Origin of the sequence: Stenotrophomonas sp. SKA14 (assembly GCF_000158575.1) — a bacterium.
GTDB classification, from domain to species: Bacteria; Pseudomonadota; Gammaproteobacteria; order Xanthomonadales; family Xanthomonadaceae; genus Stenotrophomonas; species Stenotrophomonas forensis.
In genome coordinates, this window is the sequence record NZ_DS999412.1 from 3,706,912 (window position 1) to 3,732,420 (window position 25,509).

The 25,509-nt window shown below is 67.1% G+C and carries 23 protein-coding genes; 7 read left to right on the forward strand and 16 right to left on the reverse strand.

Annotation, left to right across the window (positions count from 1 at the left end; translation table 11 throughout):
* The first annotated feature begins 10 nt into the window (after positions 1-10).
* Entirely contained in the window at positions 11-589 is a 579-nt protein-coding gene (locus SSKA14_RS16780; protein WP_040009764.1) for a superoxide dismutase, read from the forward strand.
* A gap of 113 nt (positions 590-702) precedes the next feature.
* Here the strand turns inward: SSKA14_RS16780 and SSKA14_RS16785 are convergent, their stop codons facing one another.
* The 3 genes from SSKA14_RS16785 to purE all read right to left on the reverse strand — a co-directional run bounded on the left by SSKA14_RS16785 (position 703) and on the right by purE (position 2,805).
* Positions 703-1,044, reverse strand: coding sequence for a carboxymuconolactone decarboxylase family protein (locus SSKA14_RS16785; protein WP_008268125.1), 342 nt, complete (start codon positions 1,042-1,044; stop codon positions 703-705).
* Between the two features lie 112 nt (positions 1,045-1,156).
* On the reverse strand, positions 1,157-2,305 hold the full coding sequence (locus SSKA14_RS16790) for a 5-(carboxyamino)imidazole ribonucleotide synthase (RefSeq protein ID WP_008267377.1): 1,149 nt from the start codon (positions 2,303-2,305) through the stop codon (positions 1,157-1,159).
* Complete coding sequence (gene purE, locus SSKA14_RS16795) at positions 2,302-2,805, reverse strand: 5-(carboxyamino)imidazole ribonucleotide mutase (RefSeq protein ID WP_005412808.1); 504 nt, start codon at positions 2,803-2,805, stop codon at positions 2,302-2,304. The genes SSKA14_RS16790 and purE overlap by 4 nt, the downstream gene beginning before the upstream one ends.
* A gap of 58 nt (positions 2,806-2,863) precedes the next feature.
* Here purE and SSKA14_RS16800 point away from each other — a divergent pair, with 58 nt between their 5' ends.
* The 4 genes from SSKA14_RS16800 to SSKA14_RS16815 all read left to right on the forward strand — a co-directional run bounded on the left by SSKA14_RS16800 (position 2,864) and on the right by SSKA14_RS16815 (position 5,505).
* Complete coding sequence (locus SSKA14_RS16800; protein ID WP_005408847.1) at positions 2,864-3,133, forward strand: Trm112 family protein; 270 nt, start codon at positions 2,864-2,866, stop codon at positions 3,131-3,133.
* A complete protein-coding gene (gene nadC / locus SSKA14_RS16805) occupies positions 3,130-3,981 on the forward strand; it encodes a carboxylating nicotinate-nucleotide diphosphorylase (protein WP_008266269.1) in 852 nt (283 codons plus the stop codon). Before SSKA14_RS16800 ends, nadC begins: the two co-directional genes overlap by 4 nt.
* Before the next feature lie 104 nt (positions 3,982-4,085).
* Positions 4,086-5,087 (forward strand): DUF2272 domain-containing protein, encoded by a 1,002-nt coding sequence (locus tag SSKA14_RS16810; protein WP_008266497.1) that lies wholly within the window; start codon positions 4,086-4,088, stop codon positions 5,085-5,087.
* 67 nt (positions 5,088-5,154) lie between these two features.
* The gene (locus SSKA14_RS16815) at positions 5,155-5,505 is read left to right on the forward strand and encodes a DUF3301 domain-containing protein (RefSeq protein ID WP_008265042.1); all 351 of its coding nucleotides are present in this window, start codon (positions 5,155-5,157) and stop codon (positions 5,503-5,505) included.
* A gap of 38 nt (positions 5,506-5,543) precedes the next feature.
* On the opposite strand, the gene SSKA14_RS16820 is transcribed toward SSKA14_RS16815, so the two are convergent.
* The 7 genes from SSKA14_RS16820 to SSKA14_RS16850 all read right to left on the reverse strand — a co-directional run bounded on the left by SSKA14_RS16820 (position 5,544) and on the right by SSKA14_RS16850 (position 11,608).
* The gene (locus SSKA14_RS16820) at positions 5,544-5,996 is read right to left on the reverse strand and encodes a ClpXP protease specificity-enhancing factor (RefSeq protein ID WP_008264860.1); all 453 of its coding nucleotides are present in this window, start codon (positions 5,994-5,996) and stop codon (positions 5,544-5,546) included.
* 84 nt (positions 5,997-6,080) lie between these two features.
* A complete protein-coding gene (locus SSKA14_RS16825) occupies positions 6,081-6,716 on the reverse strand; it encodes a glutathione S-transferase N-terminal domain-containing protein (RefSeq protein ID WP_005415948.1) in 636 nt (211 codons plus the stop codon).
* Between the two features lie 134 nt (positions 6,717-6,850).
* Positions 6,851-7,600, reverse strand: coding sequence for a cytochrome c1 (locus tag SSKA14_RS16830; RefSeq protein WP_040008211.1), 750 nt, complete (start codon positions 7,598-7,600; stop codon positions 6,851-6,853).
* Positions 7,593-8,852: a cytochrome bc complex cytochrome b subunit gene (locus SSKA14_RS16835; protein ID WP_008266017.1), complete on the reverse strand. Its 1,260-nt coding sequence runs from the start codon at positions 8,850-8,852 to the stop codon at positions 7,593-7,595. The genes SSKA14_RS16830 and SSKA14_RS16835 overlap by 8 nt, the downstream gene beginning before the upstream one ends.
* Positions 8,852-9,472 (reverse strand): ubiquinol-cytochrome c reductase iron-sulfur subunit, encoded by a 621-nt coding sequence (petA, locus tag SSKA14_RS16840; RefSeq protein WP_004151998.1) that lies wholly within the window; start codon positions 9,470-9,472, stop codon positions 8,852-8,854. The genes SSKA14_RS16835 and petA overlap by 1 nt, the downstream gene beginning before the upstream one ends.
* 194 nt (positions 9,473-9,666) lie before the next feature.
* Positions 9,667-10,593: a lytic transglycosylase domain-containing protein gene (locus tag SSKA14_RS16845; protein ID WP_008265740.1), complete on the reverse strand. Its 927-nt coding sequence runs from the start codon at positions 10,591-10,593 to the stop codon at positions 9,667-9,669.
* 46 nt (positions 10,594-10,639) lie between these two features.
* Positions 10,640-11,608 carry a YafY family protein gene (locus SSKA14_RS16850; RefSeq protein WP_008267925.1) on the reverse strand — a complete coding sequence of 323 codons (969 nt, stop codon included), beginning with the start codon at positions 11,606-11,608 and terminating at the stop codon, positions 10,640-10,642.
* A gap of 80 nt (positions 11,609-11,688) precedes the next feature.
* Here SSKA14_RS16850 and SSKA14_RS16855 point away from each other — a divergent pair, with 80 nt between their 5' ends.
* Both SSKA14_RS16855 and miaB read left to right on the forward strand, forming a co-directional pair.
* The gene (locus SSKA14_RS16855) at positions 11,689-12,309 is read left to right on the forward strand and encodes a glutathione S-transferase family protein (RefSeq protein WP_008264796.1); all 621 of its coding nucleotides are present in this window, start codon (positions 11,689-11,691) and stop codon (positions 12,307-12,309) included.
* A 106-nt stretch (positions 12,310-12,415) separates the two neighbouring features.
* A complete protein-coding gene (miaB, locus tag SSKA14_RS16860) occupies positions 12,416-13,831 on the forward strand; it encodes a tRNA (N6-isopentenyl adenosine(37)-C2)-methylthiotransferase MiaB (RefSeq protein ID WP_040008215.1) in 1,416 nt (471 codons plus the stop codon).
* A 73-nt stretch (positions 13,832-13,904) separates the two neighbouring features.
* Here miaB and SSKA14_RS16865 read toward each other — a convergent pair whose 3' ends face one another.
* The 6 genes from SSKA14_RS16865 to SSKA14_RS16890 all read right to left on the reverse strand — a co-directional run bounded on the left by SSKA14_RS16865 (position 13,905) and on the right by SSKA14_RS16890 (position 25,256).
* Entirely contained in the window at positions 13,905-15,017 is a 1,113-nt protein-coding gene (locus tag SSKA14_RS16865; RefSeq protein ID WP_008265309.1) for an ABC transporter permease, read from the reverse strand.
* Positions 15,014-15,937, reverse strand: coding sequence for an ABC transporter ATP-binding protein (locus SSKA14_RS16870; RefSeq protein WP_008265130.1), 924 nt, complete (start codon positions 15,935-15,937; stop codon positions 15,014-15,016). The genes SSKA14_RS16865 and SSKA14_RS16870 overlap by 4 nt, the downstream gene beginning before the upstream one ends.
* Before the next feature lie 20 nt (positions 15,938-15,957).
* Positions 15,958-16,914 carry an HlyD family efflux transporter periplasmic adaptor subunit gene (locus SSKA14_RS16875; protein ID WP_008268523.1) on the reverse strand — a complete coding sequence of 319 codons (957 nt, stop codon included), beginning with the start codon at positions 16,912-16,914 and terminating at the stop codon, positions 15,958-15,960.
* Between the two features lie 247 nt (positions 16,915-17,161).
* Positions 17,162-18,580: a hypothetical protein gene (locus SSKA14_RS16880; RefSeq protein ID WP_157635956.1), complete on the reverse strand. Its 1,419-nt coding sequence runs from the start codon at positions 18,578-18,580 to the stop codon at positions 17,162-17,164.
* Between the two features lie 188 nt (positions 18,581-18,768).
* Complete coding sequence (locus tag SSKA14_RS16885) at positions 18,769-22,074, reverse strand: phospholipase D-like domain-containing protein (protein WP_008264816.1); 3,306 nt, start codon at positions 22,072-22,074, stop codon at positions 18,769-18,771.
* Entirely contained in the window at positions 22,074-25,256 is a 3,183-nt protein-coding gene (locus SSKA14_RS16890; protein ID WP_083797390.1) for a type VI secretion system Vgr family protein, read from the reverse strand. Before SSKA14_RS16890 ends, SSKA14_RS16885 begins: the two co-directional genes overlap by 1 nt.
* Positions 25,257-25,509 lie beyond the last annotated feature (253 nt).

Here is a 25,509-nt window from a genome sequence, read left to right on the forward strand (position 1 = left end):
GAACCTGTCCATGCCCGTCGAATTGCCCGCCCTGCCCTACCTTCCCGGCTCCCTGCAGCCACACCTGTCCGCACAGACCCTGGAACTGCACCACGGCCGCCACCACCGCGCCTACGTCGATGCGGTCAACGCCGGCATCCTGGGCACCGAGTGGGAAGACGCGTCACTGGAAGAGATCGTCCGTCACGCCCAGGGCAAGTTGTTCGATGCCGCCGACCAGGCCTGGAACCACGGCTTCTACTGGCAGTGCCTGCGTCCGCGCGGCGGTGGTGAGCCGCAGGGCCGGCTGGCCGAACTGGTCAAGCGCCAGTTCGGCGACGCGCAGCGCCTGCGCGAGGAATTCAACCGCACCGCGCTGGGCCTGTTCGGCTCCGGCTGGGTGTGGCTGGTGCAGCACCCGGGCGGGCAGCTGGGCATCCAGGCCACCCGCAATGCCGGCACCCCGCTGACCGGCGACAGCACGCCGCTGCTGTGCTGCGACGTCTGGGAGCACGCCTACTACACCGACTACCAGAACGACCGTGCGCGTTACCTGGACGCGTTCTGGCAGATGGTCAACTGGGAATTCGCCGAGAGCCAGCTGCGCTGAGCCCGCTGTTCGACCGTGGGTAGTGCCGGCCGCTGGCCGGCAACCCACCAGGCGCTCAAAGATGCCGGGGCTGCCGGCCAGCGGCCGGCACTACCGGGAAGATGAGCGTGGCATCACGCGCTCTCGTGTGCGGCCACCGCGTCCATCACCCGCGCCGAATAGACCAGCGCGGCGCCGGCATTGAGCGACACGGCCACGCCCAACGCTTCGGCAATCTCCTCGCGACTGGCGCCGTGCTTCAACGCGGCATCCACGTGCACGGTGATGCAGCCATCGCAGCGGGTAGTGACCGCCACCGCCAGCGCGATCAGCTCACGGGTCTTCGCATCAAGGTGGTTGGTCTGCGCGCCGGCGTTGGACAGGGTGGCGTACCCCTTCACTGTATCCGGCGAAAGCTTGCCGATCTCGCCGATGCGGCCCTTCAGTTCCTTGCGGTAGGCATTCCAGTCAAGCATGGTCGTGACTCCTGGGAAAGGAGCCCCACGCTACCACCGGGAACGTTGCGCCGATGCCTGCACCGGCGCGCCACATCGTTGCATTGCCGGCCAGCGGCCGGCACTACCGGGCTCAGCGATTGCGTAGTGCGTGCACAGCCGGCGCTACCTGGGACGAGCGGCCCAGCTCCAGGCCAACCTGGTCCAGCGCATCGGCCAGTGCCGCAGCATCGTCATCGCGCAGCGTGGCATGACCGACCTTGCGGCCCTCACGTGGCTCCTTGCCGTAGTCGTGCCAATGGCCGCTGGCCTGGGCCAGCACCGGCGCAGGATCGGGCATCGCGCCCAGCCAGTTCAGCATGCAGGCATGCCCGAGCATCCGGGTGCTGCCCAGCGGCAGGCCCAGCACGGCGCGCAGATGGTTCTCGAACTGCGAGGTCTCGCTGCCTTCGATGGTCCAGTGGCCGGAGTTGTGCACGCGCGGCGCCATCTCGTTGGCCAGCAGTTCGCCATCGCGGCAGAACAGCTCCAGCGCGAACACACCCACGTACTGCAGGTGCTCGGCAACGCGACGGGCATAGCCGATCGCGGCCTGCTGCTCGGCGTCGGACAGCACGGCCGGCGCCACGCTGGCCGACAGCACGCCGTCGACATGCCAGTTGCCGGTAACCGGCCACGCCTCGAAGCTGCCATCGCGGCCACGCACGGCGACCACGCTGACCTCGCGCTGGAAGGCCACGAAGCCCTCCAGGATCAGGCCCGTGCGCTCGACCTGCGCACCCAGCGCATCCCACGCGGCGTCGATGTCGGCTTCGCTGCGCAGGCGGAACTGGCCCTTGCCGTCATAGCCGAGGCGGCGGGTCTTGAGAATGCACGGCAGGCCGAATTCGGCCGCCTTCGCGGCCAGCTCGTCGCGGCTGCGGATGTCTGCGAAGGCCGGCAGCGGGATGCCCAGCTGCTGGAACAGGGTCTTCTCGCTCAGCCGGTCCTGGGCCACGGCCAGCGCGGCCGGCGGCGGGTAGACCGGCACGCGGTCGGCCAGGAACTGCGCACTGTCGGCAGGCACGTTCTCGAAATCGAAGGTGACCACATCCACCTTCGCCGCGAAGTCCGCCAGCGCCTGGCGGTCATCGAAGGCACCGACCGTCAGGGGCGCCAGCGGGCCACTGCAGGCGTCGGCCGCCGGATCGTACAGTTCGAAGCGCAGTCCCAGCGGCGCACCGGCCAGGACCATCATGCGGGCGAGCTGGCCGCCGCCCAGGATGCCGACGGTCAGGCTCATTGGCGCGGGTCGTCGTGGGCCATCACGTCTTCGGTCTGGCGCGCACGGAAGGCGTCGAGCGCCTGGCCGATCGCCGGCTGGTCGCTGGCCAGCATCGCGGCAGCGAACAGCGCGGCATTGGAGGCGCCGGCATTGCCGATGGCGAAGGTGGCGACCGGGATGCCGGCCGGCATCTGCACGATCGACAGCAGCGAATCCATGCCGTTGAGGGCCTTGGACTGCACCGGCACGCCCAGCACCGGCACGGCGGTCTTGGCGGCGATCATGCCCGGCAGGTGCGCGGCCCCGCCGGCACCGGCGATGATCGCGCGCAGGCCACGCGGGCCCGCCTGCTCGGCATAACTGAACAACACATCCGGCGTCCGATGCGCGGACACCACCTTCACTTCGAACGGAACACCCAGGGCTTCAAGCTTCTGGGCGGCGTGCTGCATGGTTTCCCAGTCGGAACGGGAACCCATGACGATGCCGACAAGCGGCGCGATCGGGTTGGGGGTCATTGGCCGTCACCTGCCTTAAAGACGTATTCTAGCCGTCTTCCACGCAAGACGAAGAATCATGGATCGCAAGCTGCTCGACCTGCTGGTGTCGCCGGACACCCGCCAGCCCCTGTCCCTGCTGGATGGCAAGGGCCTGGAGGCCCTCAACAAGGCCATTTCCGCCGGCGCGGTGAACAAGGCCGATGGCAACCCGCTGGCGCAGCCGCTGCGCGAAGCGCTGGTCACCCGCGACCGCAAGCAGGTGTTCCGCGTCGACGACGGCATTCCGGTGCTGCTGGCCGAGGAAGCCATCCCGACCGCCCAGATCGCCGACTTCCCGGCCGCATGAGCACGCTGCCGACGCCGGATGCGGCCGTTGTCGCCGCCGATGTCGCGCGTGCGCTGGCCGAGGACCTGGGCAGTGGTGACGTCACCGCCGCCCTGCTGCCCGACCAGGCCGACAGCGCCTACCTGCTGTGCAAGCAGGACGGGGTGATTGCCGGTCGCCCCTGGTTCGATGCCACCCACCGTGCGCTCGACCCGGACGTGCGGATCGAGTGGCAGGTTTCCGAAGGCGACGCGGTCACCGCAGGCACCGTGCTGGCCCTGCTGCACGGCCGCAGCCGCAGCCTGGTCAGCGCCGAACGCACCTCGCTGAATTTCCTGCAGACGCTGTCCGGCACCGCCACCACCACTGCCCGCTATGTGGCCGCCGTGGCCGGTACCGGCACGCGCATCCTCGACACCCGCAAGACCCTGCCCGGGCTGCGCCTGGCGCAGAAGTACGCCGTGCGCTGCGGCGGCGGCGACAACCACCGCTTCGGTCTGTACGACACGGTGATGCTGAAGGAAAACCACATCCGCGCCGCCGGTTCGCTGGCCGCCGCCGTGGCAGGCGCACGCCGGCAGTGGCCCGCGCTGCCACTGGTGGTCGAGGTGGAGGATCTGGCGCAGCTGCGCGAGGCGCTGGAGGCCGGATGCGAACGCATCCTGCTGGATGACTTCAGCCCGGACCTGCGCCGCGAAGCGGTGCGCATCACCGCGGGCCGTATTCCGCTGGAAGTCTCCGGCAGCGTCGGCCTGGGTGGCCTGCGCTCGATCGCCGAGGATGGCGTGGACTGCATTTCCATCGGCGGCCTGACCAAGCATGTGCAGGCCATCGATCTGTCGTTGAAGCTGGGCCCGCCGCCGGGTTGAGGTGACGGTTGCGTAGTGCCGGCCGGCGGCCGGCACTCCCGCTCTCACACCCTGCGTTCACGACGGCACTGCGACGCTGCGGCCATCCCCCACAGGAGCCGCGCATGCGCCGGATGCTCTTGCCTGCCTGCCTGCTGCTCGCGGCCGCCCCCTTTTCCGCAGCGGCTGCGGAGGCCTGTGACGTGCCGCCCCGCTTCGGCCTGAGCCCGTTGGCAGTGGCCATCCGCAACACCGCCTGCAACGAACACCGGCTGTGGTTCCGGCCCTTCATCGATCGCGATGGTCGCGCTGCTAGCCTCAGCGTCACCGAGGCCGAGAGCGAGCATCTTGCCGACAACGGCCTGATCGCCTGGCAGCGCGTGGCCGGCTATTGGCGCGACAGCGGCACGCTCAATGCAATGGGCAGCATCGCGGGCGCCAGCAGCTGCCTGGCGCCGCTGGGCACGCGTTACACCGACAGCGATTGCCGCGCCTTCCTGGTCGACAACCCCTGGTCGGCGGCCTTCATTTCCTGGGTGATGGTGCGTGCCGGCGTGCCCGGCTTCAACACCTCGCCACGCCACATCGACTACATCCGTGCCGCCTACCAGGGCGGCCCTTCCGGTGTGCCCTATCGGCTGGTCGATCCCGCGACCGCAAAGCCCGCGCCGGGCGATCTGCTGTGCTTCCTGCGCGACCGCAGCAGCACGCTGAGCTACGGCGGGCTGGTGCAGGCGCTCGGCAACGGTTCGGTGGGCCACTGGAAATCACATTGCGAAGTGGTGGTGGCGGCCAACCTCGGCGGCGACCAGACCCTGTACCTGGTGGGGGGCAACGTGATGAATACCGTGGCGATGCGCCTGCTGCCGCTGGATCGTAGGGGGCTGATCCAGCTGCCTCCGGCACGCGAACGCAGCAGCACCGGCATCGACCCCAGCTGCACACCGGGCCGCGAAGACGAATGCAGCTTCAACCGCCAGGACTGGGCAGCGCTGCTGCAGCTGACCGCCACATCACCCCTGGTGATGCCCCCGACCACTGCGACGCCGATGCAGACCGCTCCGGCGCCGCAACCGGCCATCGTGCCCGCGCAACCAGTGTCCAGCGAACCGCAGCCGCGGCGGTGACTGCAGCGCTTGATCCAGCGCGCGTTCGCCGCCATCTTTGCGGGATCGACCTCTGACCGCTGACGCCATGCCCACCCTGCTGCTGTTGCTGATTGCCGGCGGAATCATCTATTTCTTCTGGAACGCCGCACGTTCGGCCGCCGAGCGCGCGGTCGAACTGGGCCGCAATGCCTGCCGCGCCGCCGACGTGCAATGGCTGGACCAGGCGGTGCACGCCACCGGCCTGCGACTGTCGCGTGGCGAGGACGGCCGGCTCGGTTTCGAGCGCACCTTCAAGTTCGAGTATTCCTATGACGGCATCGATCGCCACGTGGGCCGCATGGTGCTGCGTGGCGACCAGCTGATCTCCTTTACCGGCCCCGGCGCGGCGCGGATCAGTCAGATCCGGCCGGATGTGGACGATGCCGAGGATGCCTGAAATGAAAAACGCCGCCCATCGGGGCGGCGTCGGAAAGATTACTTGACCACGCGCAGGTTCGGGCGACCCTTGGGCGGCGGGCTGGCCGGCGGCGTATCGTCCGGCGGCGTACCTTCGTCATGCAGCAGTTCATCGCTGGTCGGCGCGGTCTCGTTGCCCGGGATGTCGTCCGGCAGCGCCATGCCCTGCCCGGTCTCGCGGGCGTAGACGGCCAGCACGGCACTGATCGGCACCTGTACCGGATAGCTGGTGCCGGAGAAGCGCGCCGAGAAGCTCACCATCTCGTTGTCGATCATCAACCGCACGACGGCACGTTCGGCGATGTTGAGCACGACCCGGCCATCCTTGACCGCCGAAGGCGGGACCTGCACGCCGGGGACGCCGGCGTCGACCAGGATGTGCGGGGTCAGCTGGTTGTCGTTGATCCATTCCACCAGCGCCCGCAGCAGGTACGGGCGGTGGCTGGTCATGTGGAAGAAGTCTTCGGTCATGCGTGAAGTGTACGCGCCCGGCGCCCCGCCGGGGCGGATCGCCTGCACACCGGTCGGCGTGCAGACGGGTAAGGCCTGGCCGGATCAGACCGGCAGATCGCGCAGCTTCTTTTCCTGCTCGGTCAGGCTGCGGACGAAACCCGGGTGGCGGAAGATGCGGTTGCCGTAGTCCTCGATCGCCTTGCCGTCCTTCGGCAGCGGCACGTCCAGTGACTGCAGGCGCCAGATGATCGGTGCCATCGCGCAGTCGGCCAGGCTCATTTCCGGATTGAGGAAGAACTTGCTGGCCTTGAACAGCGGCAGCGACGCAGTCAGCAGTTCCTTCAGGCGCTTGCGACCGGCCTCGGCCTGGGTCTTGTTGCCCAGCTGGATGGCCTGCACCTGCGGCACCCAGTCGTGCTCGATGCGCAGCATGGCCAGGCGGATGCGTGCGCGCGAGAGCGGATCGACCGGCATCAGCGGCGGATGCGGGTAGCGCTCGTCCAGGTATTCGCTGACCACCGACGCGGCATACAGCACCAGTTCGCGCTCGACCAGGGTCGGCACCGAGTGGTACGGATTGAGGTCGATCAGGTCTTCAGGCGGGTTCTGCGGATCGACCGGAACGAAGTCGAAGGTGACCCCCTTGGCCGCCAGGACCAGGCGTACACGGTGGCACAGCACATCGTCGTTCGAGGAAAACAGCGTCAGTGTATTGCGCATGCGTACGCTCGCCGCCATCAAAGGCTCTCCTACGACAGGAGACCGCCTGCCGCATCGGCGCCGCCAGCACCGTGCCAGCGGTCGACTCCTCCCCGAGTGTGCAACCGGCCATCACAAAAGCCAATAGGCCCGTGCGATGGCCGGCCGCAGAATCAGTGAACGTCCTTCCAGTATTCCTTCTTCAGCAGGTACAGCAGGAAGGTCAACAGGGCCAGGAACAGGATCACCCACACGCCCAGCTGCTGCCGCTTCAGCGCGGCCGGCTCGCCGGCGTATTCGAGGAAGTTGGTGATGTCCCGCACGGCCTGGTCGTACTGGCCGGCATCGACCGAACCCGGTGTTTCGATCTTGAGCCCGGTCACCGGCGGGTCCATGCCCGGCGCGTCGGGCTTGCCGTGCACGGCATGCTGCAGGCCCTGCATCTCCCACAGCGGGTTGGGCATGGACGCGTTGGCAAACAGCGCGTTGTTCCAGCCCAGTGGCCGGCTGCTGTCCAGGTAGAACGACTTGAGGTAGGTGTAGACCCAGTCACTGCCCCGCACCCGCGAGATCAGGCTGAGGTCCGGCGGCATCTTGCCGAACCATTTCTCGGCATTCTCCTTGGGCATCGCCACCGGGATCGGGTCGCCGATCGCCGAGCCGGTGAAGTTGAGGTTGTTCATCACCTCTTCCTCGGTCAGGCCCAGGTCCTGCGCCATCCGCGAATAGCGCAGGTACTTCAGCGCGTGGCAGCCGGAACAGTAGTTCATGTACAGCTGCGCGCCGCGCTGCAGCGATGCGCGGTCACCGAGGTCGTTGCCGGCCTGCAGCAGCTTGGTGCCGCCCTCGGCGGCGGAGGCCAGGAAACTGCCCAGCATCAGGGTGGCCGCCAGGGCCAGCCGGACCATCCAGCGCTCAGTCATGCGTGGTCACCCTCTCCGGTACCGGCTTGGTCTTGTCCAACCTTGTCCATAGCGGCATGGTGATGAAGAACGCGAAGTACAGGAAGGTCAGCACCCGCCCGATGTAGGTCTCGTGCACGTCGGTGCCGGGGCCGGAACCGATCACGCCCAGCCACACGAAGCACACCGCCAGCACGCCCAGCATCACCTTCGAGATCCAGCCGCGGTAGCGCACCGACTTCACCCGCGCCTTGTCCAGCCACGGCACCAGGAACAGGATCGCGATGGCCGAGAACATCACCAGCACGCCGCCCAGCTTGTTCGGCACCACGCGCAACATCGCGTAGTACGGCGTGTAATACCAGACCGGCTTGATGTGTTCCGGGGTGACCAGGCGGTTGGCCTCGGTGAAGTTGTCGTGTTCCAGGAACAGGCCGCCGAAACCGGGCGCGAAGAAGATGATGAAGGCGGCGATGATCAGCAGGAAGCCGGCGCCGACGCCATCCTTGAGCGTGTAATACGGGTGGAACGGAATGCCATCGGCCGGGGCATTCGGCGACCAGCGGTTGCCTTTCGGCCCCTTCTTGATCTCCACGCCATCCGGGTTGTTCGAGCCCACTTCGTGCAGCGCGCCCAGGTGCAGCACCACCAGCAGCAGCAGCACCAGCGGCAGGGCGATGACGTGCAGCGCGAAGAAGCGGTTGAGCGTGGCGTCGCTGGGCAGGTAGTCGCCCATGATCCATTCGGTCAGGCCGTTGCCGATCACCGGTATCGCGCCGAACAGCGAGATGATCACCTTGGCGCCCCAGAACGACATCTGGCCCCACGGCAGCACGTAGCCCATGAAGGCTTCGGCCATCAGCACCAGGTAGATCAGCATGCCGAGGATCCACACCAGCTCGCGCGGCTTCTGGTAACTGCCGTACAACAGGCCGCGGAACATGTGCAGGTAGACCACGATGAAGAACAGCGAGGCCCCGGTGGAGTGCATGTAGCGGATCAGCCAGCCCCACTCCACGTCACGCATGATGTATTCGATGGAACCGAACGCCTCGGCGGCGTTGGTCTTGTAGTGCATCGTCAGGAAGATGCCGGTGACGATCTGGTTGACCAGCACCAGCAGCGCCAGCGAACCGAAGTAGTACCAGATGTTGAAGTTCTTCGGCGCGTAGTACTCGCTGACATGCTTGCGGTAGACCGGCATCAGGCCCGGCGCGCGGGCATTGACCCAGTCGGCGACGCCGCTGGCGGTACGGGCGAGGATATTGGCCATCAGGCTGCCCCCTGCGGATCGACACCGATGATGATGGTGTTGTCGTCCTGGTAGTGGTGCGCGGGCACCTTCAGGTTGATCGGTGCCGGCACGTCCTTGAAGACGCGGCCGGACATGTCGAAGCGCGACTTGTGGCAGGGGCAGAAATAGCCGCCCTTCCACTGCGGGTCATAGGGCTCGGGCCGGATCTCGGCGACCATTTCAGGCGAGCAACCCAGGTGCGTGCACAGGCCGACCAGCACGGAGATGTCCGGCTTGATCGAGCGCAGCTCGGGATTCTGCTTCAGCACGTAGTCCGGCTGCTGGTCCTTCTCGCCGGACTCGGGGTCCTTGAGGCGGCCATCCAGTCCGTGCAGCGCATCGAGGATCGCCTTGGACCGCTTGACGATCCAGATCGGCTGGCCGCGCCATTCCACGATCAGGCGTTGGCCTTCCTGCAGGGCGCTGATGTCGGCCACCACCGGTGCGCCGGCAAGCTTGGCGCGGGCACTGGGGTTCCAGGACTTGATGAAAGGAACTGCGGTGAATCCGACGCCGACGGCGCCCACCACGGCTGTGGTGGCAGAAAGAAAACGCCGACGTCCGGTGTTGACTGGATCGTGTACCCCATCGTTGGCCATCCGGCACTCCGATATTGATTAGGTAGCTTTAAGGCTGCCAGCGGATCCGGTGGGGGCCAGAGCCGCATTGAATCTTGGACGAGTGTAGCGGAACCGTCGCGCGCCACACAACGCACTGCAACAACATTGATTGCGGGGTTGCCGGCCAGCGGCCGGCACTACCATTCAAAGGCGTGCCGACCAACGGTTGGCACCTACTGGTGGCTCAGGGCACTGCGGTAGCGGTCGGCCAGCTGGCCGACCCGGCGCACGTAATACTGGGTTTCACTGTAGGGTGGCACGCCGCCGTGGCGGTCGACCGCGCCCTCGCCCGCGTTGTAGCCGGCTGCCGCGAGGGTCAGGTCACCGTTGAAGCGCTTCAACAACCATGCAAGATACTGCACGCCGCCGCGGATGTTCTGCCCGGCGTCGTAGGAATCACTGACGCCGAAGCGGGCGGCAGTCGGTGGCATCAGCTGCATCAGGCCCTGCGCACCGGCACGGCTGAGCGCGGTCGGGTTGTAGGCGGATTCGGCGTGGATGATCGCGCGCACTACGGCCTCCTCAACACCGAACTCGCGCGCGGCCGAGGTGATCTCGCTCTGGAACGCCGTAGTGTTCAGGCGCACCGTGCCGAAGTCCACGCGCGGATTGACCCCGCAGGCGTAGCAGCGCTCCATGAAGCTGTAGCGGATGGTCCGCACCGGGCCCAGGTTGGCCACCTGGGTCGGCCGCGCACTGGTGTAGTGGCGCACGCCATCCTTCATGAAGGAATAGACCTGGCCGCTGACCATGCGCCCAGCGCGCCCGCCCGCTGGTGCCGCAGCCGCGGTGGGCGTCGGCGCGACCGCCGGGGCAATCGCCGCCGACGCCGCGGTGCTGGCCGCCACGGCCACCGGATTGCGCTCGATGCTGGCCACGGTGGTGGCTGGCGCGGGTTTCGGTGCGGCCACCACAGGGCGCGGCGCCGGGCGGGTATCGCGGCTGTAGCTGATGGCGCTGCAGCGGGCCCCGGCCACGCGTTTGCTGACGTAACTGGTGACGCCGTCGGCGCCCTGGCACTTGTACAGGGTTCCGGCGCTGGCCGGCGCAGCGGTCAGCGCAGCGATGATGATCGCCGTTGTCCCCAGTATCCCCTTCATGGCGGCGAGTGTCCCAGCTTCGCCGGGGCTTGCCAAGCGACGTGGCTCAGCCTGTGACCGTCGGCACAGCCAGCAGCTGGCCCAGGCCCGCCAGGCGCTGCGCCAGTTCGTCGCGCAGCTCCGGGGGCGTGGTCCACAGCGCCACGGGCACGCGGTCCAGGCTGAGGATCTGCGCCAGCATCATGCCGCGGCTCTCGGCCCCCATCCGCAACAGGCAATGGTCGGTGCCATCGGCCTCCAGTACCCCGCACCACGGCGGAATCCGGCCATCCAGCTCGGAATGGCTGCCGGCCAGGCGCAGGATGGCCTGGAGCGCGAACGGCGCCTGGCTGACCGCCTGCCGCACCATCACGTCCGGCGGCACCGGGGTGCGCCGATGCAGGCCCGGCTCGGTGCATTCGCGCACCGCGCCCATCCGGTCCACGCGCAGGGTGCGCCAGTCCTGGCGGCCCAGATCCCAGGCCAGCAGGTACCAGCGGCGGCCATAGTTGACCAGATGCTGGGCTTCGACCTCACGCTGGGTGACCGCGTCCTGCGCACTGCGGTACTCGAAGGCCAATCGCGACGCCTGCCGGCAGTGCTGGGCCAGCCGTCCGAGCAGGCGCGCATCGGTGGCGGGCAGGTCCGACAGGGTGGCGGTGGCGGCGTGCACCTCGCCGGCCTGCTGGCGACGACGGGTCGGCACCAGCGGATCCAGCTTGGACAACAGGCCACGGGCGGTGTCGTCGATGCCGGCGACGGTGGCCGAGGCCGCGCGCAGAGCAATGGCCAGGGTGGTTGCTTCCTCTTCGTCCAGCAGCATCGGCAGTACCGGCGCACCGGCCCCCAGCTGGTAGCCACCGCCGACCCCGGCCGAGGCCTGTACCGGGTAGCCCAGTTCGCGCAGGCGCTCGATGTCGCGGCGGATGCTGCGCCGGTCCACGCCCATGCGTTCGGCCAGCTCGGCCCCCGACCACTGGCGGCGGGCCTGCAGCAGGGCGATCAGGCGCAGCAGTCGATGGGCGGTATGGCGCATGAAGGATCGAGGACAGAAGTCGTCCGCAATAGTGCCCCAGGATGGCCTCCAGTTCACCACCCACCGCAAGGAGCAATGCCATGACCTCACGCCAGATCACCCTGTACCACGCCGCCCGTTCACGCTCGAGCGGCGCCGTGGCCCTGCTCGAAGCGCTGGGTGCCGACTACCGCATGCAGGTGCTGGACCTGAAGGCCGGCGCCAACCTGGCCCCGGCCTACCTGGCCATCAACCCGATGGGCAAGGTGCCGGCCATCGTCCACAACGGTGCGCTGGTGACCGAACAGGTGGCGATCTACCTGTACCTGGCCGACCTGTACCCGGAAGCCGGTCTGGCCCCGCCGATCGGCGATGCCCTGCGCGGGCCCTATCTGCGCTGGATGGCCTTCTACGGTGCCTGCTTCGAGCCGGCGATGATCGACAAGGCGATGCACCGCGAGCCGCCGCCACGCCTGATGTCGCCTTACAACGACGCCGAGACCGTGCTGCAGGTGATCGAGGCCCAGCTGGCGCAGGGACCGTACCTGCTGGGCGAGACGATGAGCGCCGCCGACGTGCTGTGGGGCAATGCGCTGGCCTGGACCAGCGCCTTCGGCCTGGTGCAGCCGGCGCCGGCCACGGCCGCCTACATCGAACGGATCAGCGCGATGACGGCGTTCGACCGTTCGCGGCAGATCGACGCGGAGCTGGCGGCGGCGTAACCGCGTCGCGCCCCCGCCGGGGCCGACCACCCACCGGCGGACGGCGGGAGGGCCGGGATGCGGGTAGAATTGCCCGCTTTCCCGCCACCCGAATGGATTAAGCGCCATGACCGGGACGCCAGACGTCTTTCCACCCGCCCCCGGCGGTACCCCGCTCGTTGCCCTGCCCGCCGGTCCGCGCAAGCCCGACCAGGTGAAAGGCAAGCTGTACATCAAGACCCACGGTTGCCAGATGAACGAGTACGACTCGGCCAAGATGGCCGACGTGCTTGCCGCCAGCGATGGCCTGGAACTGACCGACAGTCCGGACGACGCCGACGTCATCCTGGTCAATACCTGTTCCATCCGCGAGAAGGCGCAGGAGAAGGTGTTCAGCCAGTTGGGCGTGTGGAAGGGCCTGAAGAACAAGGGCCGTGAAGTGATCATCGGCGTGGGCGGCTGCGTCGCCTCGCAGGAGGGCGAAGCGATCATCAAGCGCGCGCCGTTCGTGGACCTGGTGTTCGGCCCGCAGACCCTGCACCGCCTGCCAGAACTGATCCGTGCCCGCCGCGAGCAGAAGCGCCCGCAGGTGGACATCAGCTTCCCCGAGATCGAGAAGTTCGACCGCCTGCCCGAGCCGCGCGCCGAGGGCGCCTCAGCCTTCGTGTCGATCATGGAAGGTTGCTCCAAGTACTGCTCGTTCTGCGTGGTGCCCTACACCCGCGGCACTGAAGTCAGTCGTCCGTTCGAGGACGTGGTGGTGGAAGTGGCCCAGCTGGCCGCGCAGGGCGTGCGCGAGATCAACCTGCTCGGCCAGAACGTCAACGCCTATCGCGGGCCGTATGGCGATGGCGAGTTCGCCGACCTCGGCCTGCTGATCCGCACCATCGCCGAGATCGACGGTGTCGGCCGCATCCGCTTCACCACCTCGCACCCGCTGGAGTTCAGCGATTCGCTGATCGATGCGTTCCGCGACGTGCCACAGCTGGCCAACTTCCTGCATCTTCCGGTACAGGCCGGCAGCGACCGCGTGCTGTCGGCGATGAAGCGCGGCTACACCGCGCTGGAATTCAAGTCGAAGATCCGCAAGCTGCGCGCGGTGCGCCCGGACATCTCGATCAGTTCGGACTTCATCGTCGGCTTCCCCGGCGAGACCGATGCCGATTTCGAGAAGACCATGAAGCTGATCGAGGACATCGGCTTCGACCACAGCTTCTCCTTCATCTACTCGCGCCGCCCGGGCACGCCGGCCGCCGACCTGGAAGACACGATCAGCGATGCGGAGAAGCACGCGCGCTTGTCGCGCCTGCAGGAACGGATCAATGCGCACGCCGCCGGCATCTCCGAGAAGATGGTCGGCACCGTGCAGACCGTGCTGGTGGAAGGCCCGTCGCGCAAGAACCCGAACGAGTTGACCGGCAAGACCGAGAACATGCGTTCGGTGAATTTCCCGGCGCCGGCGCGCCTGATCGGCCAGTTCGTGGACGTGGTGATCACCGAGGCGCTGACCAATTCGCTGCGCGCACGGGTGGTGGCGGAATAAGGCGTGCCGACCAACGGTCGGCACCCACCGGCATTGATGCCGGCCAGCGGCCGGCACTACCGGATGGCATGCTTCAATCCAGGCGCTTGCGGAAGCGCAGGATCGCCAGCGTCATCATCACCACGATGAAGGCCAGCAGCGCCAGCGCGTCGTGCCACAGCTCCCACAGCGAGGCGCCGCGCAGCATGATGCCGCGCACCAGGCGCAGGAAGTGGGTCAGCGGCAGCACTTCGGCCAGCCACTGCACCGGCCGTGGCATGCCGGCGAACGGGAACATGAAGCCGGACAACAGGATCGACGGCAGGAACAGGAACAGCGTCATCTGCATCGCCTGGAACTGCGAGCGCGCGCGCGTGGAGATCAACAGGCCCAGCGCCAGGTTGGCCAGCACCAGCAGCACCGCGGCCAGGTAGATGTCCAGCAGGCTGCCGCGGATCGGCACCTGGAACAGCCAGGTGCCCAGCACCAGCACCAGCGTGGTCTGCAGCAGGCCGATGGCCGCATAGGGCAGCACCTTGCCCACCATCAGTTCGCTGCGCGATACCGGCGTGGCGATCAGCAGCTCCATGTTGCCGCGCTCGCGTTCGCGCACCACCGCCACCGCCGTGAACATCACCAGGGTCATGGTCAGGATCACCCCGATCAGCCCCGGCACGATGTTCACCGCTGATCTTCGCTGCGGGTTGTAGAAGCTGGTCACGCTGACCTGGCCGCTGGCAATGCTGCCTTCGCGCAGCGGCCGCGTGTTGCTGGTCGGGCGCGTATCCAACGGCACCTGCGCCAGCTGGATCGCCGCACTCTGCACCACGGTGTCGCTGCCATCGACCAGCACCTGCACCGCTTCGCGCCCATCGAAACGACGGCGCTCGAAATCGGCCGGCACCACGATGCCGACGCTGATCTCGCCGCGGCGCAGCGCCTGCATCAGCTGATCCGGGCTGTAGGCTTCGCTGCGCGGGGTGATCACACCGGTGGCGACCATGTCCTGCACCAGCGCGCGCGAGGCCGCGCTGTTCGCCTGGTCGGCGACACCGGCATCAAGATGGCGCAGGTTGAGGTTGATCGCATAGCCGAACAGCAGCAGCTGCATCACCGGAATGCCGACGATCATCGCCAGCGTGATGCGGTCACGCCGCAGCTGGCGCAGCTCCTTGAGCATGATCGCCCACAGCCGGCGCAGGTTCATGCGGCCGGCTCCCGGCCACGACCTCGGGTAGCGGCGACGAACACGTCTTCCAGGTTCGGCGCCACCGCCTCGATATGCGCCTGTGGATCGGCACCGGCCAAGGCGCGCTGCAACGTCGCCATGTCGGCCGCGTCTTCACTGCACAGTACGCGCAGCTGCGTGCCGATCTGCGCCACGCTCAGCACGCCGGGCAGTTCGGCCAGCGCGCGGCTGGCCTGGCGCGGCTGCGAGGAAGTGACCTGCAGCGTGCGCCCCTGCAACCGCGCACAGAGTTCGGCCGGCGTGCCATCGGCCACCAGCGCGCCGCGATCAAGGATCGCCAGACGGTGGCAGCGCTCGGCTTCATCCATGTAGTGGGTCGAAACCAGCACGGTGGTGCCGGCGTCGGCCAGTTCGAACAGCGCCTCCCAGAAATCGCGGCGCGATTCGGGGTCGACCGCACTGGTCGGCTCGTCCAGGAACAGCAGCTCGGGCGCGTGCACGACGGCGCCGGCCAGGGCCAGGCGCTGCTTCTGGCCGCCGCTGAGCGTACCCGCCAGTTGCGGCTGGCGATCCTGAAGCCGGTACTGCTGCAGCAGCGTATCGATCCGCTGCCGGGCCTGCGCGCGCGGCAGATCCTGGATGGCGGCAAGGAACTCCAGGTTCTCGCGCACCGACAGGTCTTCGTACAGCGAAAAGCGCTGGGTCATGTAGCCGATGCGGCGGCGCAGCGCCTCGGCCTGTTCCGGCACCGACAGGCCGAGCACCTCGATCTGCCCGGCACTCGGCTCCAGCAGGCCGCACAGCATGCGGATCGTGGTCGACTTGCCCGAGCCGTTCGGGCCGAGGAAGCCGTAGACCTGGCCGCGAGGCACGGTCAGGTCGACATTGTCCACGGCCAGCAGGTCGCCGAAGCGGCGCGTCAGGCCCTGTGCATGCACCGCGATGTCGTCGCCGGTGTTCAGAAGCTCACCCGCACCGGCAGCCCGGCCGGCAGCTTCTGCATGTCGGTCGCCTCGTCCACTTCGATCTCGGCCAGGTAGCTCAGCCGCGCCACGTCGTCGCCGGTCAACGCGTAGTACGGCGTAAATGAAGGCTCGCTGCGGATCGAGCGCACATGCGCCTTCAACGCAGCGGCCTGCCCTTCCAGATGCACCTGCGCGGACTGCCCGACCTTGACCTGCAACCGCAGTGGCTGCGGCAGGTAGACGCGCGCATAGGGGCGCTCGCCGACCAGCATCACCGCCAGTGGTGCGCCGATCGGCGCCTGGTCGCCCTGCCGATAGGGCAAGGCGTCGACCACGCCATCGCGGGGGGCGCGCAGCTGCAGCTTCTGCAGGTTGACGCCCTGCACCACCTGCTGGGCCTGTGCGGCATCGGCGGCCGCCTGGCCCTGGGCGATATCCTGCGCGCGGCTGCCGTGCACCAGCTCCAGCCAGGCCTGCTCGGCGGCACGCACGCTGGCTTCAGCGTTGCCGGCGGCGGCCCGTGCGCGGTCCAGCTCGGCGGCGGCGATCAGGCGTTGGCGCGCCAGCGGCTGCACGCGCCGGTAGTAGGCACTGGCTTCCACCGACTCCGCCCGTAGCGCGGCCAGCTGTGCCTGGGCCTGCGCGATCTGCTCCTGCCGTGGGCCGATCTTCAGTTCTTCCAGCTGCGCCTGCGCGCGCGCGGTGTCGGCCTGTGCGGCGGCGAACTGGGCATCGCCACGGGCCGGATCCAGCTGCATCAGCACGGTGCCGGCCTTGACCGGCTGGCCTTCGCGCACCTCCACCGCTGCGATCACTTCGGCCGCCGGCGCCGGCACGGTGATCCGGTCCCATTCCAGCGTTCCCAGTGCAGTCGGTGGCGCCTGGCCACAGCCTGCCAACAGGGCGAGGCCCACCAGTCCGAACCCACGCATGCCGTTGCCCATGACCATCCCCTCCAGCGACGGCGCTACGGTGCCATCAGCCCCGTGCACCCGCGATGATGCCGATCCGCCCTGGCGGTTTTTTCACCTCACCATGGCAGGCCTTGTGCCGCCAGGGTCTGGCCCACCTATCCACAGGTTGATTCGGCATCATTCCACAGCCGGTGTGGAAAAGCGGCAGGGGGATGGGCGGATTGCTCGCCTGGCAATGGAACGTGCGCCGGCGGCAGGATGGACCGCATGGCGACAGGAGCGGTCAATCCTTCTCTTCGCCTGGGAACCCAAGCTTCGTGGTACCAAAGCCATACTTGGTTTCCATCAGCTTCTTCACCGGGCCCATTCCCTCCACGCTCATCTTGCCGTCCGGCGTGCCGCAGCGTGTACCGACCTGCGTCCTGGCGTACTGCAGCTCGGCTTCACGGCTGCGCTTGGGCCGAGGATCGGGCTCCCACCAGGGGAAATGGGCGTAGGGCTTGTTGGTCGAGACTTCGTAGCGCCAGCACACGAACGACAGGGTCTCTCTACCGGCAGCGTCATAGTCGTACACGCGGTAAGAGCTGTAACCGCTGGTGAGGGGCGTGAGCTTCAATACGCCCTTGTCTGCGTAGGCGCGCAGGTTCTCGGTGTAGGCGTCACCAGAGACAGGGCCGGACAGGATCACCCGCGTGAGCTTGCCATTTGCGTCGTAGTTTTCCTGACGATTCAGATCCAGCGTGCGCCACTGACGTTCACGGGGGTACTTTGCGCGGGGAGCAAAGATCTCATAGATCTCGCTCCCGGTGCGATGCTGATAACTGCGCACACGTGTGTAGCCACCAATGCCACTGAACTGCGCACCTGCAGCACTCAAAGGTACGGCCTCGGCGGGAAACGTGTAGCGAAGCACCTCGCCTTGTGTGGAGGCTCTCTGCGAAAAAATCGGCGTCATGTCGAAGGGCGCAATGGTCGCAGAATAGCTCTTCAAACGAACCAATCCGTGCTTTTCGTTGGAATCGAAGTGAACTTCACGTGGAATCTGATCAGCGCTGCCGTCCTTCAAGTAGACCACCCCCTGCCCAGACCAAGCGCCATTGCGATCGTCACTGCCCGCTGGCAGAACAAGCGGCGCGCCCTTCTGTGCAGATGTTGGATTTGGCTTACGCATATCCATGACTTCAACGCGACCATCTGGATAGTAGGTGTACCCGTTGACCTGAGACGGCACCGTTTCCATGCTGAGATCCGAGCATTGGAAACCAGGCTTCAATGACACCTCTGCCCCCGGCGACCCAGAAGCCATGATTACGCGGCCAGCGTTGTCATAACGAACACAGGCCTCCGCAACATTCATCCGATAGAAGTCCCGGACACTTTCCTCGCGCCTGCCTTGAAACATCGGCCGGGACAACCGGACTTCCCCCAGCCTACCCGCTGAATCGTAGGAATATGCACGAACTTCATCGAGGTAGAAGTAGGGAAAAACTTTCTTCACAACTGGGTTCTCTGGTGGCAACTCCTTCCCCACTGGAGATAACGCACCTGCATCTGCTACCGATCTTCTTGCCCAGTTCTCAACCCGGCAGACACGCTTCCCGCCTATACCATCCGACTCAAGATAGATGATCTGCCCACCATCCTGATCGAACCCTCTGTTACGAACCAGAGAAGCATCCGGCACAATTTCCGGAAGACTCACCCTCCTGTCTTCAGTAATCCTTGGAAGACGGTAAGTTACCTTTTCCGCGTTTGATGGCGACAGCCGCATTTCCATTCCGGCTGTAGGTGCCACCAAAGGAGCTTCAGCATCGTTACAAGCAGCGCGAACAGTTGTGTTGGCGGCGAGCGCTCCGACTACGAGTAATGTTGCAGAGATGCACCCAACTTTCATGCCTGATGCCCTTCGTCGTTGCCGCCTTGGCGACTTGCCATCAGCGTACCCGATGCTGGACCCGCTGGAACCAGTACGTTCGCGATGATCTCCGTTGGCATCAGAGCCGCCGGATCGTCCATTCCATGCCCCCACATCAAAGGCATTGCCACCCAGAATCCCTTCAAACCACCCTCCAGGTTGCTGGGGCCCAAATATGACATCACTTTCTCCACATTGTGGCGCCCTACCTTCAACGTACGCACGTTGACGACTTCACTCACTTCACGCATGAACTCTGGCGAAAGATCCGAGGGCTGCGCATAGAGCATCCGACCCACCTTGCTCCCATCGTCAACCAATCCTGCCGACGGAAAGCCACTGAACACTGCATCGTAGCGACTCATTGCGTCTCGCGGCACATTGGGAAACACACGCTGATACAGCGAAGCATTTAACTCAGCGATCCCTTGCACCTTCTTCCAAGTTGCCCCAGACGCAGGCTTTCCAACGTCTACAAGAGAGGACCTTTTCCGGAAAGGAGGATGATTTGGGTTGCCCTCAACGGCGGTGTACCCTTGCAGCTTCCCAGGAACATCTTCGATCTCCTCCCCCAGAAACTTCCTCCAAAGCTTCATCCGCAGATCCCGCGCAAACTTCCGGGTTATCACCTGCACGCCATTGCCCAGGTCCATCGACTTGGCCGCACCATCCACGATCACTGCGGCGATCTCGGTGTCACCTGTGCCCAGCAGGCTGCGGTCGTTGCAGTTCGCACTTCCAATGATGGCCACGGCGTCGTCCACGATCAGCAGCTTGGAGTGTACGTAACACTGCTCGGTCACCACGTACAAGGGGGTGGCCTGGTCGGCGCCGATCGTATGCGGTGCGAAGTGGTTCTTGTGGTTGATGTCGGCCAGGACCCCATAACTTCTCAGGTTCATTACCGACAGGTATTCCTTCCAGCGCCCGGCCTTCACCTCTGCCTGCAGGTCGGCCTCTTCCACGCTCGCCTCGCGGATGTCCTTGTCGCGCGCGATCAGTGAACGGCAGATGCGGCGGATCAGGCTGTCGTCGCCACGCAACAGGGTCTGCTGCACCCAGTACTGCTGCTTCAGCACGGCACCGTCGAACAGGCTGCCTTCCGGATGCACGGGCAAGGTGATGTACACATGGAAGCCCTGTCCGGCCACGATGGCGCGGCGGATGCGCGCAGCGATGGCCGCCACCAGCGGGTTGCTGGCCGCTGACTTCACGCCCTGCTTGCGCTTCACCAGGTCCTGCACAACGCCGGTTTTCCCGATGGGCCCACTCATGGCCACGCCCTTGTCGACGTAGCCGGCCTTCTCTTTTTCGGCTTGGGTCATGGGCCGCCGCTCGCCGCCCTTGATTGCCGTCTCCACCGTCCTGCCGGCTTCAGCGTCGGACCATCCGCATTCGGAAATCAGGAATTGGGTCTCGAGGTAGACAAATGCGCGCGCCGAGGCGATGCAGTTGACCATCGCATCGAGGATCGAATGCATCGGCTGGTTACGCTCCCAGTACGGCTGCAGGCAACTGGCATCGTCCAGATTCAGGCCGAGTTCCTTGCAGCCCTTCTTCTCCAGCGCATGCAATGCCGTACCCGAGGAACGCACGATCTGTACGGTGACGTCGCCGGCCGTGCCCGGCCGGGCCAGGTCACCGAACAACGCCTGCATGCCGCCCATCGCCTGCAGCCATTGATCGCTCAACGGCGTCAGTTCCATGCCACGTGCCAGCGTGGTCTGCTCCGGCAGGCCGGCGCCTGTCCAGTCGTTGGCACCGCGGATGCCCCGGTTCAGGACCTTGCGCACCGCCGTGCCGATTTCACGGTCGCCGCGCTGGTTCTGCCAGACCATGGCGTTCCAGCGGTGCATGAAGTTGCGGCAGATGTCGAACACTGCCGGTCCCTGCAGGCGCGCGTGCACGTCCTGCCACGGCATGCGCGGCTGGCGGCCGCTGTCGAGCAGGCGCTGGATGCGATCCACCGGCTCGTTGATCCACTTCACCAGCGATTCCCACGCCTGTTTGGCCTTGTTGAACTTGTTCTCGATCTCGGCATATTTGGCCTTGGCGTCCGTGACCAGCGAGTCAGGATCACGCACGTATCCCACGACCGTGGTGGCCGTCTTGATCGGGCCCAGAATGGCGTCCTTGATCGCAGCCTTGCGCTCATCGACCCACTCGCCGAACTTCTTCGCCTGGATCTTCGTGAAGCCTTCCACCGCGCGCCCTGCGGCGGCGGCGGCCTCGCCGACGTTCAGCTTGACCGCCTCGTCGGCGGCCCGGTTGGAAGCGGCGATGACGTCGGCGTATTCCTTTTCGATCTCGGTCAACCACCCTTGAATGGCCAGGAAGGTCTTGGCGACCGAACGCTGTACCTTCACGGCTTCTTCCATGCCCGGAATGACCATCTCGGCAAGCTTGCGGATGCCTTCGCGCTCCAGCGCGTCGGGCACGCCCAGCTTGTCCGCATAGTCCTGCAGTTCGGCCAGTGCGGCGCCGGCATCCCACTGCGCCTTCATCCGGTCCAGCGCGATGGCCAGGCCCGGCACGTATGCCTGGGCAAAGCCGGGGCGGACACGGCCGACCGCGTCCGGGCTGGTATCGGGCTTGTCCAGGGTCAGGTCCTGCTCAGCCCTCGTCATGCCCCGAAACTTGCTCAGGCAATTGTTGTAGTGGTCATTGAGCACATGCAGCGTCGGGTCGCAGACCACGTCGAAGTTGCCGTCGTCCCAGCGCCCGTGGGCGATGTCCAGGCCGCCGACGAAGCCGATCTTCCCGTCCACCACCAGGATCTTCTGGTGGTGCGAGAAGGCGATGTTGAAGGCATCGGTGCGGCCGGTGGCCGGGTTGTGCAGGCCGACCTGCACCTGCCCCGGCGTATTGGCATCCTGCATCTTGTACAGGGCCGTACGCGCCTCGTTTTCGTGGGTGTAGGCCGCCGCCTCGACACTGTCGTAGAGCAGCACCCGCACATCCACGCCGCGCTGGTTGATGGCATCGAACAGCAGTTCACTCAGTCGGCTGGCGTGGGCACCGCCGCGGCTGTCCAGCTCGGTGTCGAAGTTCATCTGCCAGTCGGCGATGAATATGAACTTCTGCGCGCCGCGGATGGCATCGGCCATCGCCTTCATCGCCGAGCGGCCATCGGTGTAGGCGTCGACCTTGTTGCCGCGCCGCACCGGCGCGAACTGGCGGTCCGGTGGCGCGTAGTAGTCACCGCTGCTGGTGCCCTTCTGCCCGTCCAGGCAGGTCAATGCGGTATGCGGGACGCTGCCCAGCTTGGTGCCGTCTGCCATCACTGGATCTCCTTGCGCTGGGCCGGGTCGGCGTCGATATGCGACTGGAACTCGTACTCGGCACGCTGCCGGTAGGCATACAGCGCCGCATCATCGGGAAGGTCGGCCAGGGTTTTGCCGTAGTTGATCGCTTCAAGCGTGTCCATGGTGGCGCGCACGCCTGGCGAGCTGCTGTAGGGGCGCGGACGCTGCAGGGGAATCACGTCGATGCCATGCACCAGGAACAGCCGCCCCGGGAACCGGCCGGCATCGTTCCAGATCTTCGCGCACAGGGCGTCGTCCAGGCTGACGTCGCCCTGCTCGTCGGCCTGCCCTTCGGCAACGGTCTCGGCCCAGTTGGCCGGCACCAGCGCGCCATCTCGCATGTCCTCGTCCAGCGCCCGGCGGGTACGCACGATCTTCCAGGGCTGGCCTGCCAGCGGATGCCCCTGCGGCCCCGGAATGTCCTGCAGGCGGAAGGCCAGCTTCGGAATCTGCTCGCTGAGGGTGCTGGTCGGCATGTCCGGGAGCGCGTAGCTGAGCTGCGCAGGCCCGACGAAGGATTTCTGCCCGGCGTGCACGGTGATGGTGCCGGGACAGTTCACCACCAGGTTGCCGCCCTCCAGGGTGAGGCTGGCGCCACCGGCGGTGGCGATATGCAGGGTGCGCGGCGCGGCCAGTTCCACGGCCGCCTGGGCGCTGGCGGCACGCAGAGAGGCACGCGATTGCACGTTGATCTGCGCGGACTGGGCGCGGACGTCCAGCGCCGCCTGCCCCGCCACGACGCTCAATGCAGCCTCGCCGGCAAAGGTCCGGCCACTGGCTGCGAGCACGCCCACGGCCTGCATCGCGTGCAGGCGCGCGCTACCGGCCACGCTGGCATCGCTGTGCTGGCCACTGGCCAGCACCACATGCCGGGCACTGCTCCACTGCAGCGCCTGCCCGGCCACAATGGCCAGGCCGGCATGGCCGTGCAGCCCGAGCATGGGCTCTTCGGTATGCGGCACGGCGCCGCCGGTGGGCCGACCCTCACCACCTGCGCGGGCCTGTGCGTAGTCCTGCCCGGGCACGCTGGCGCGCGCGACCCGCTGCAGGCCCGCCAGGCCCGCGCTGTCGTCCGGCGGAGCGTGGCTGGCCATGCCGACCGCCCGGTGGGTGGTCGCCATCGCGTGCCAGGACCCGGCCAGGGTTGACGCCTGCTGCAGCAGCGCACTGGCGGCAACGGCCTCACCGGCCGGCGAAGCGGGCGCGCGGGGGTGTGCGATCAGCCATGCGCCACGCTCGGCGCGCAGTGCACCCCAGGCATCGGTACGCAGTTCCGCGCCCTCGCCGCGCAGGGACCCGCGATGGTTGTCGGCCTGGTGCCGCAGGTGGCCAAGATTCAGTTCGCTGATGGCATGGCTGCTGGCCAGCTGCAGGCGCAGCTGCGCATCGGAGTCGTCGAATACCAGGCGGTTGTAGCCGGTACCGGACCACTCCCGTGACTGGATGCCCCACAAGGCACCGGCATGCCGGTGCTGGCCTTCACCGGGCGCCATCGCATGCCAGGCAGGGGCGTGGCCGCCGGCCGCATTGCCCTGCGCACTCGGACGCCTGTCGGCGGCCTGGGCGAACAGGCCTGCGTCGCTACCGGCTGCAGCCGCACCGGCAGGCGTGGGAGCAGCGCCGGCATCACCACGGCCGTTGTACAGCGCGCCCAGCACCAGTGGCCGGTCGATGTCGCCCTCAAGGAAGCCGACCAGCACCTCCTGGCCTACGCGCGGCAGGAACTGCGAACCCACGCCTGGCCCGGCGTAGCGCTGCGCCACCCGCATCCAGCACGTTGCCTCGGCGTCGGTGGCCCCCTGCAGATGCAGGCGCACACGGACCCGGCCCCGGCTGTCGGCATGCAGATCGGCGTCACTCCGGCCATCGCCGGCGATGACCCGGGCGGTCTGGTAGCCCGGTGCAAGCGGCCGCGGGTTGATGCGTTCCCCGGTCCCGTCCTGCAGTATCGGGCGCCATGGCTGCCGCTGGTCGACGGCCCGGAACCGGTTGGCGTAGCCCAACGCCGAGGACGCCTCGAGCGGGGCTCCCGGCAGCCCTGCGCTGGCCGCGAGCCAGGGCGCAGGTGGCTCGGCCCGCCGCTGCCCGCGCCCCTGCGTGATCGGCGGCGGGTTGCAACCGTGGTGCAGTACCTCGGTTGGAAGGAGGGTCGGGGCGGCGGCGGTTCCGGCCGCCAGCACGCGGATGAAGCGGCCCGCCTGCAGGCTTCGAACGCTGCCGGTGCCCAGCCAGCCGGCCAGGCCCGCCTCGTGCGCTTCGGCTACCCGGCGCGCCCGGCGCTGCCCATCGGCCGCCTGGGCGAAGGCATGCGCGCCCACCGGGTCGTAGATCTCGCGCGGACTCTGGCCGCCCGCCTGCAACGGCAACTGGACATGGCGGAGCACCGGCCCCCGGTAATCGCTGGTGACCAGCGACAACCGGTTGCTGCCCAGCAGGCGACGTGCGCCCAGCTGCTGCAGCGTGTCCGCCGCTTCGGTACCGTCATTGCGATGGAAACGGATGCCGCCATCGCGGGCGGACTGAGGGTTCTCCGGCTGCGCTCGACTGTCGGAAAACAGCACGAGGGTCAGCCGCCCGCCGCTGTCGCTCTCGAATGCGCCGGCAATTCCCTCTTCGGCCAGCAGGCGCTGCACGAAGGCCAGGTCCGGCTCGCGATACTGCACGCAGTAGCTGCGCGCAGGCGCCTCGGCCAGAGCGGCTACCGCGTCCTCGCTCCAACGCCAGCAGGCCAACTCACCATGCCCGCCCAGCACGTCCTCGACGATGTCGCGCACGGTGCGTTCCTGGTACACGCGACTGTGCCGCGCATGCCCCAGCAGCCAGGTCCATGGGACACAGTGCAGGCGATAGCGCGCCAGGCCGCCCTCGCTGTCCAGCCGATGGGCAGCGGCAACATACCCGCAGCGCAGATGGTCCTGGCCATCGTCCAAGCGGGTGACCAGCGCCGCCTCGCGACCCGGCCATTCACCGAACGCGAGGCCCGCGTCCGGGTGCAGCACATCCACCCAGTAATCGAATCCACCGCCCAGGCATTCATGGCCCCACCATTGTTCGACGAACAATTGGGGCAGGCCATCGGCCCGCAGGCGGTGCAGTTGGCGGTCGGGCTCCAGCCCGACCAGCGAAGCAAGCGCGGTATGCGCGAGTGAAGCATCCATGTCATTTCCTGTGCCAGGCGCTCCTGCCCTGGCGATGGCCTACCTGCCACTTCCGCGTTGCTACGGGCCGGGCAGCGCGCTGCACCGATCCTCGCGGAAGACCCTGTTCCCTTGGGGCTCCGGGCTGATAGTCATCCGCGACCCGGCCGCCGTCAAGTTTCCGGCACGCCCTCACCGCCGCCGGTCATGACGTTTTTTTCACCATCGGCTCATGGCGCCTGTGGCACAAGGAAGGAAGGTATCTATCCACAGC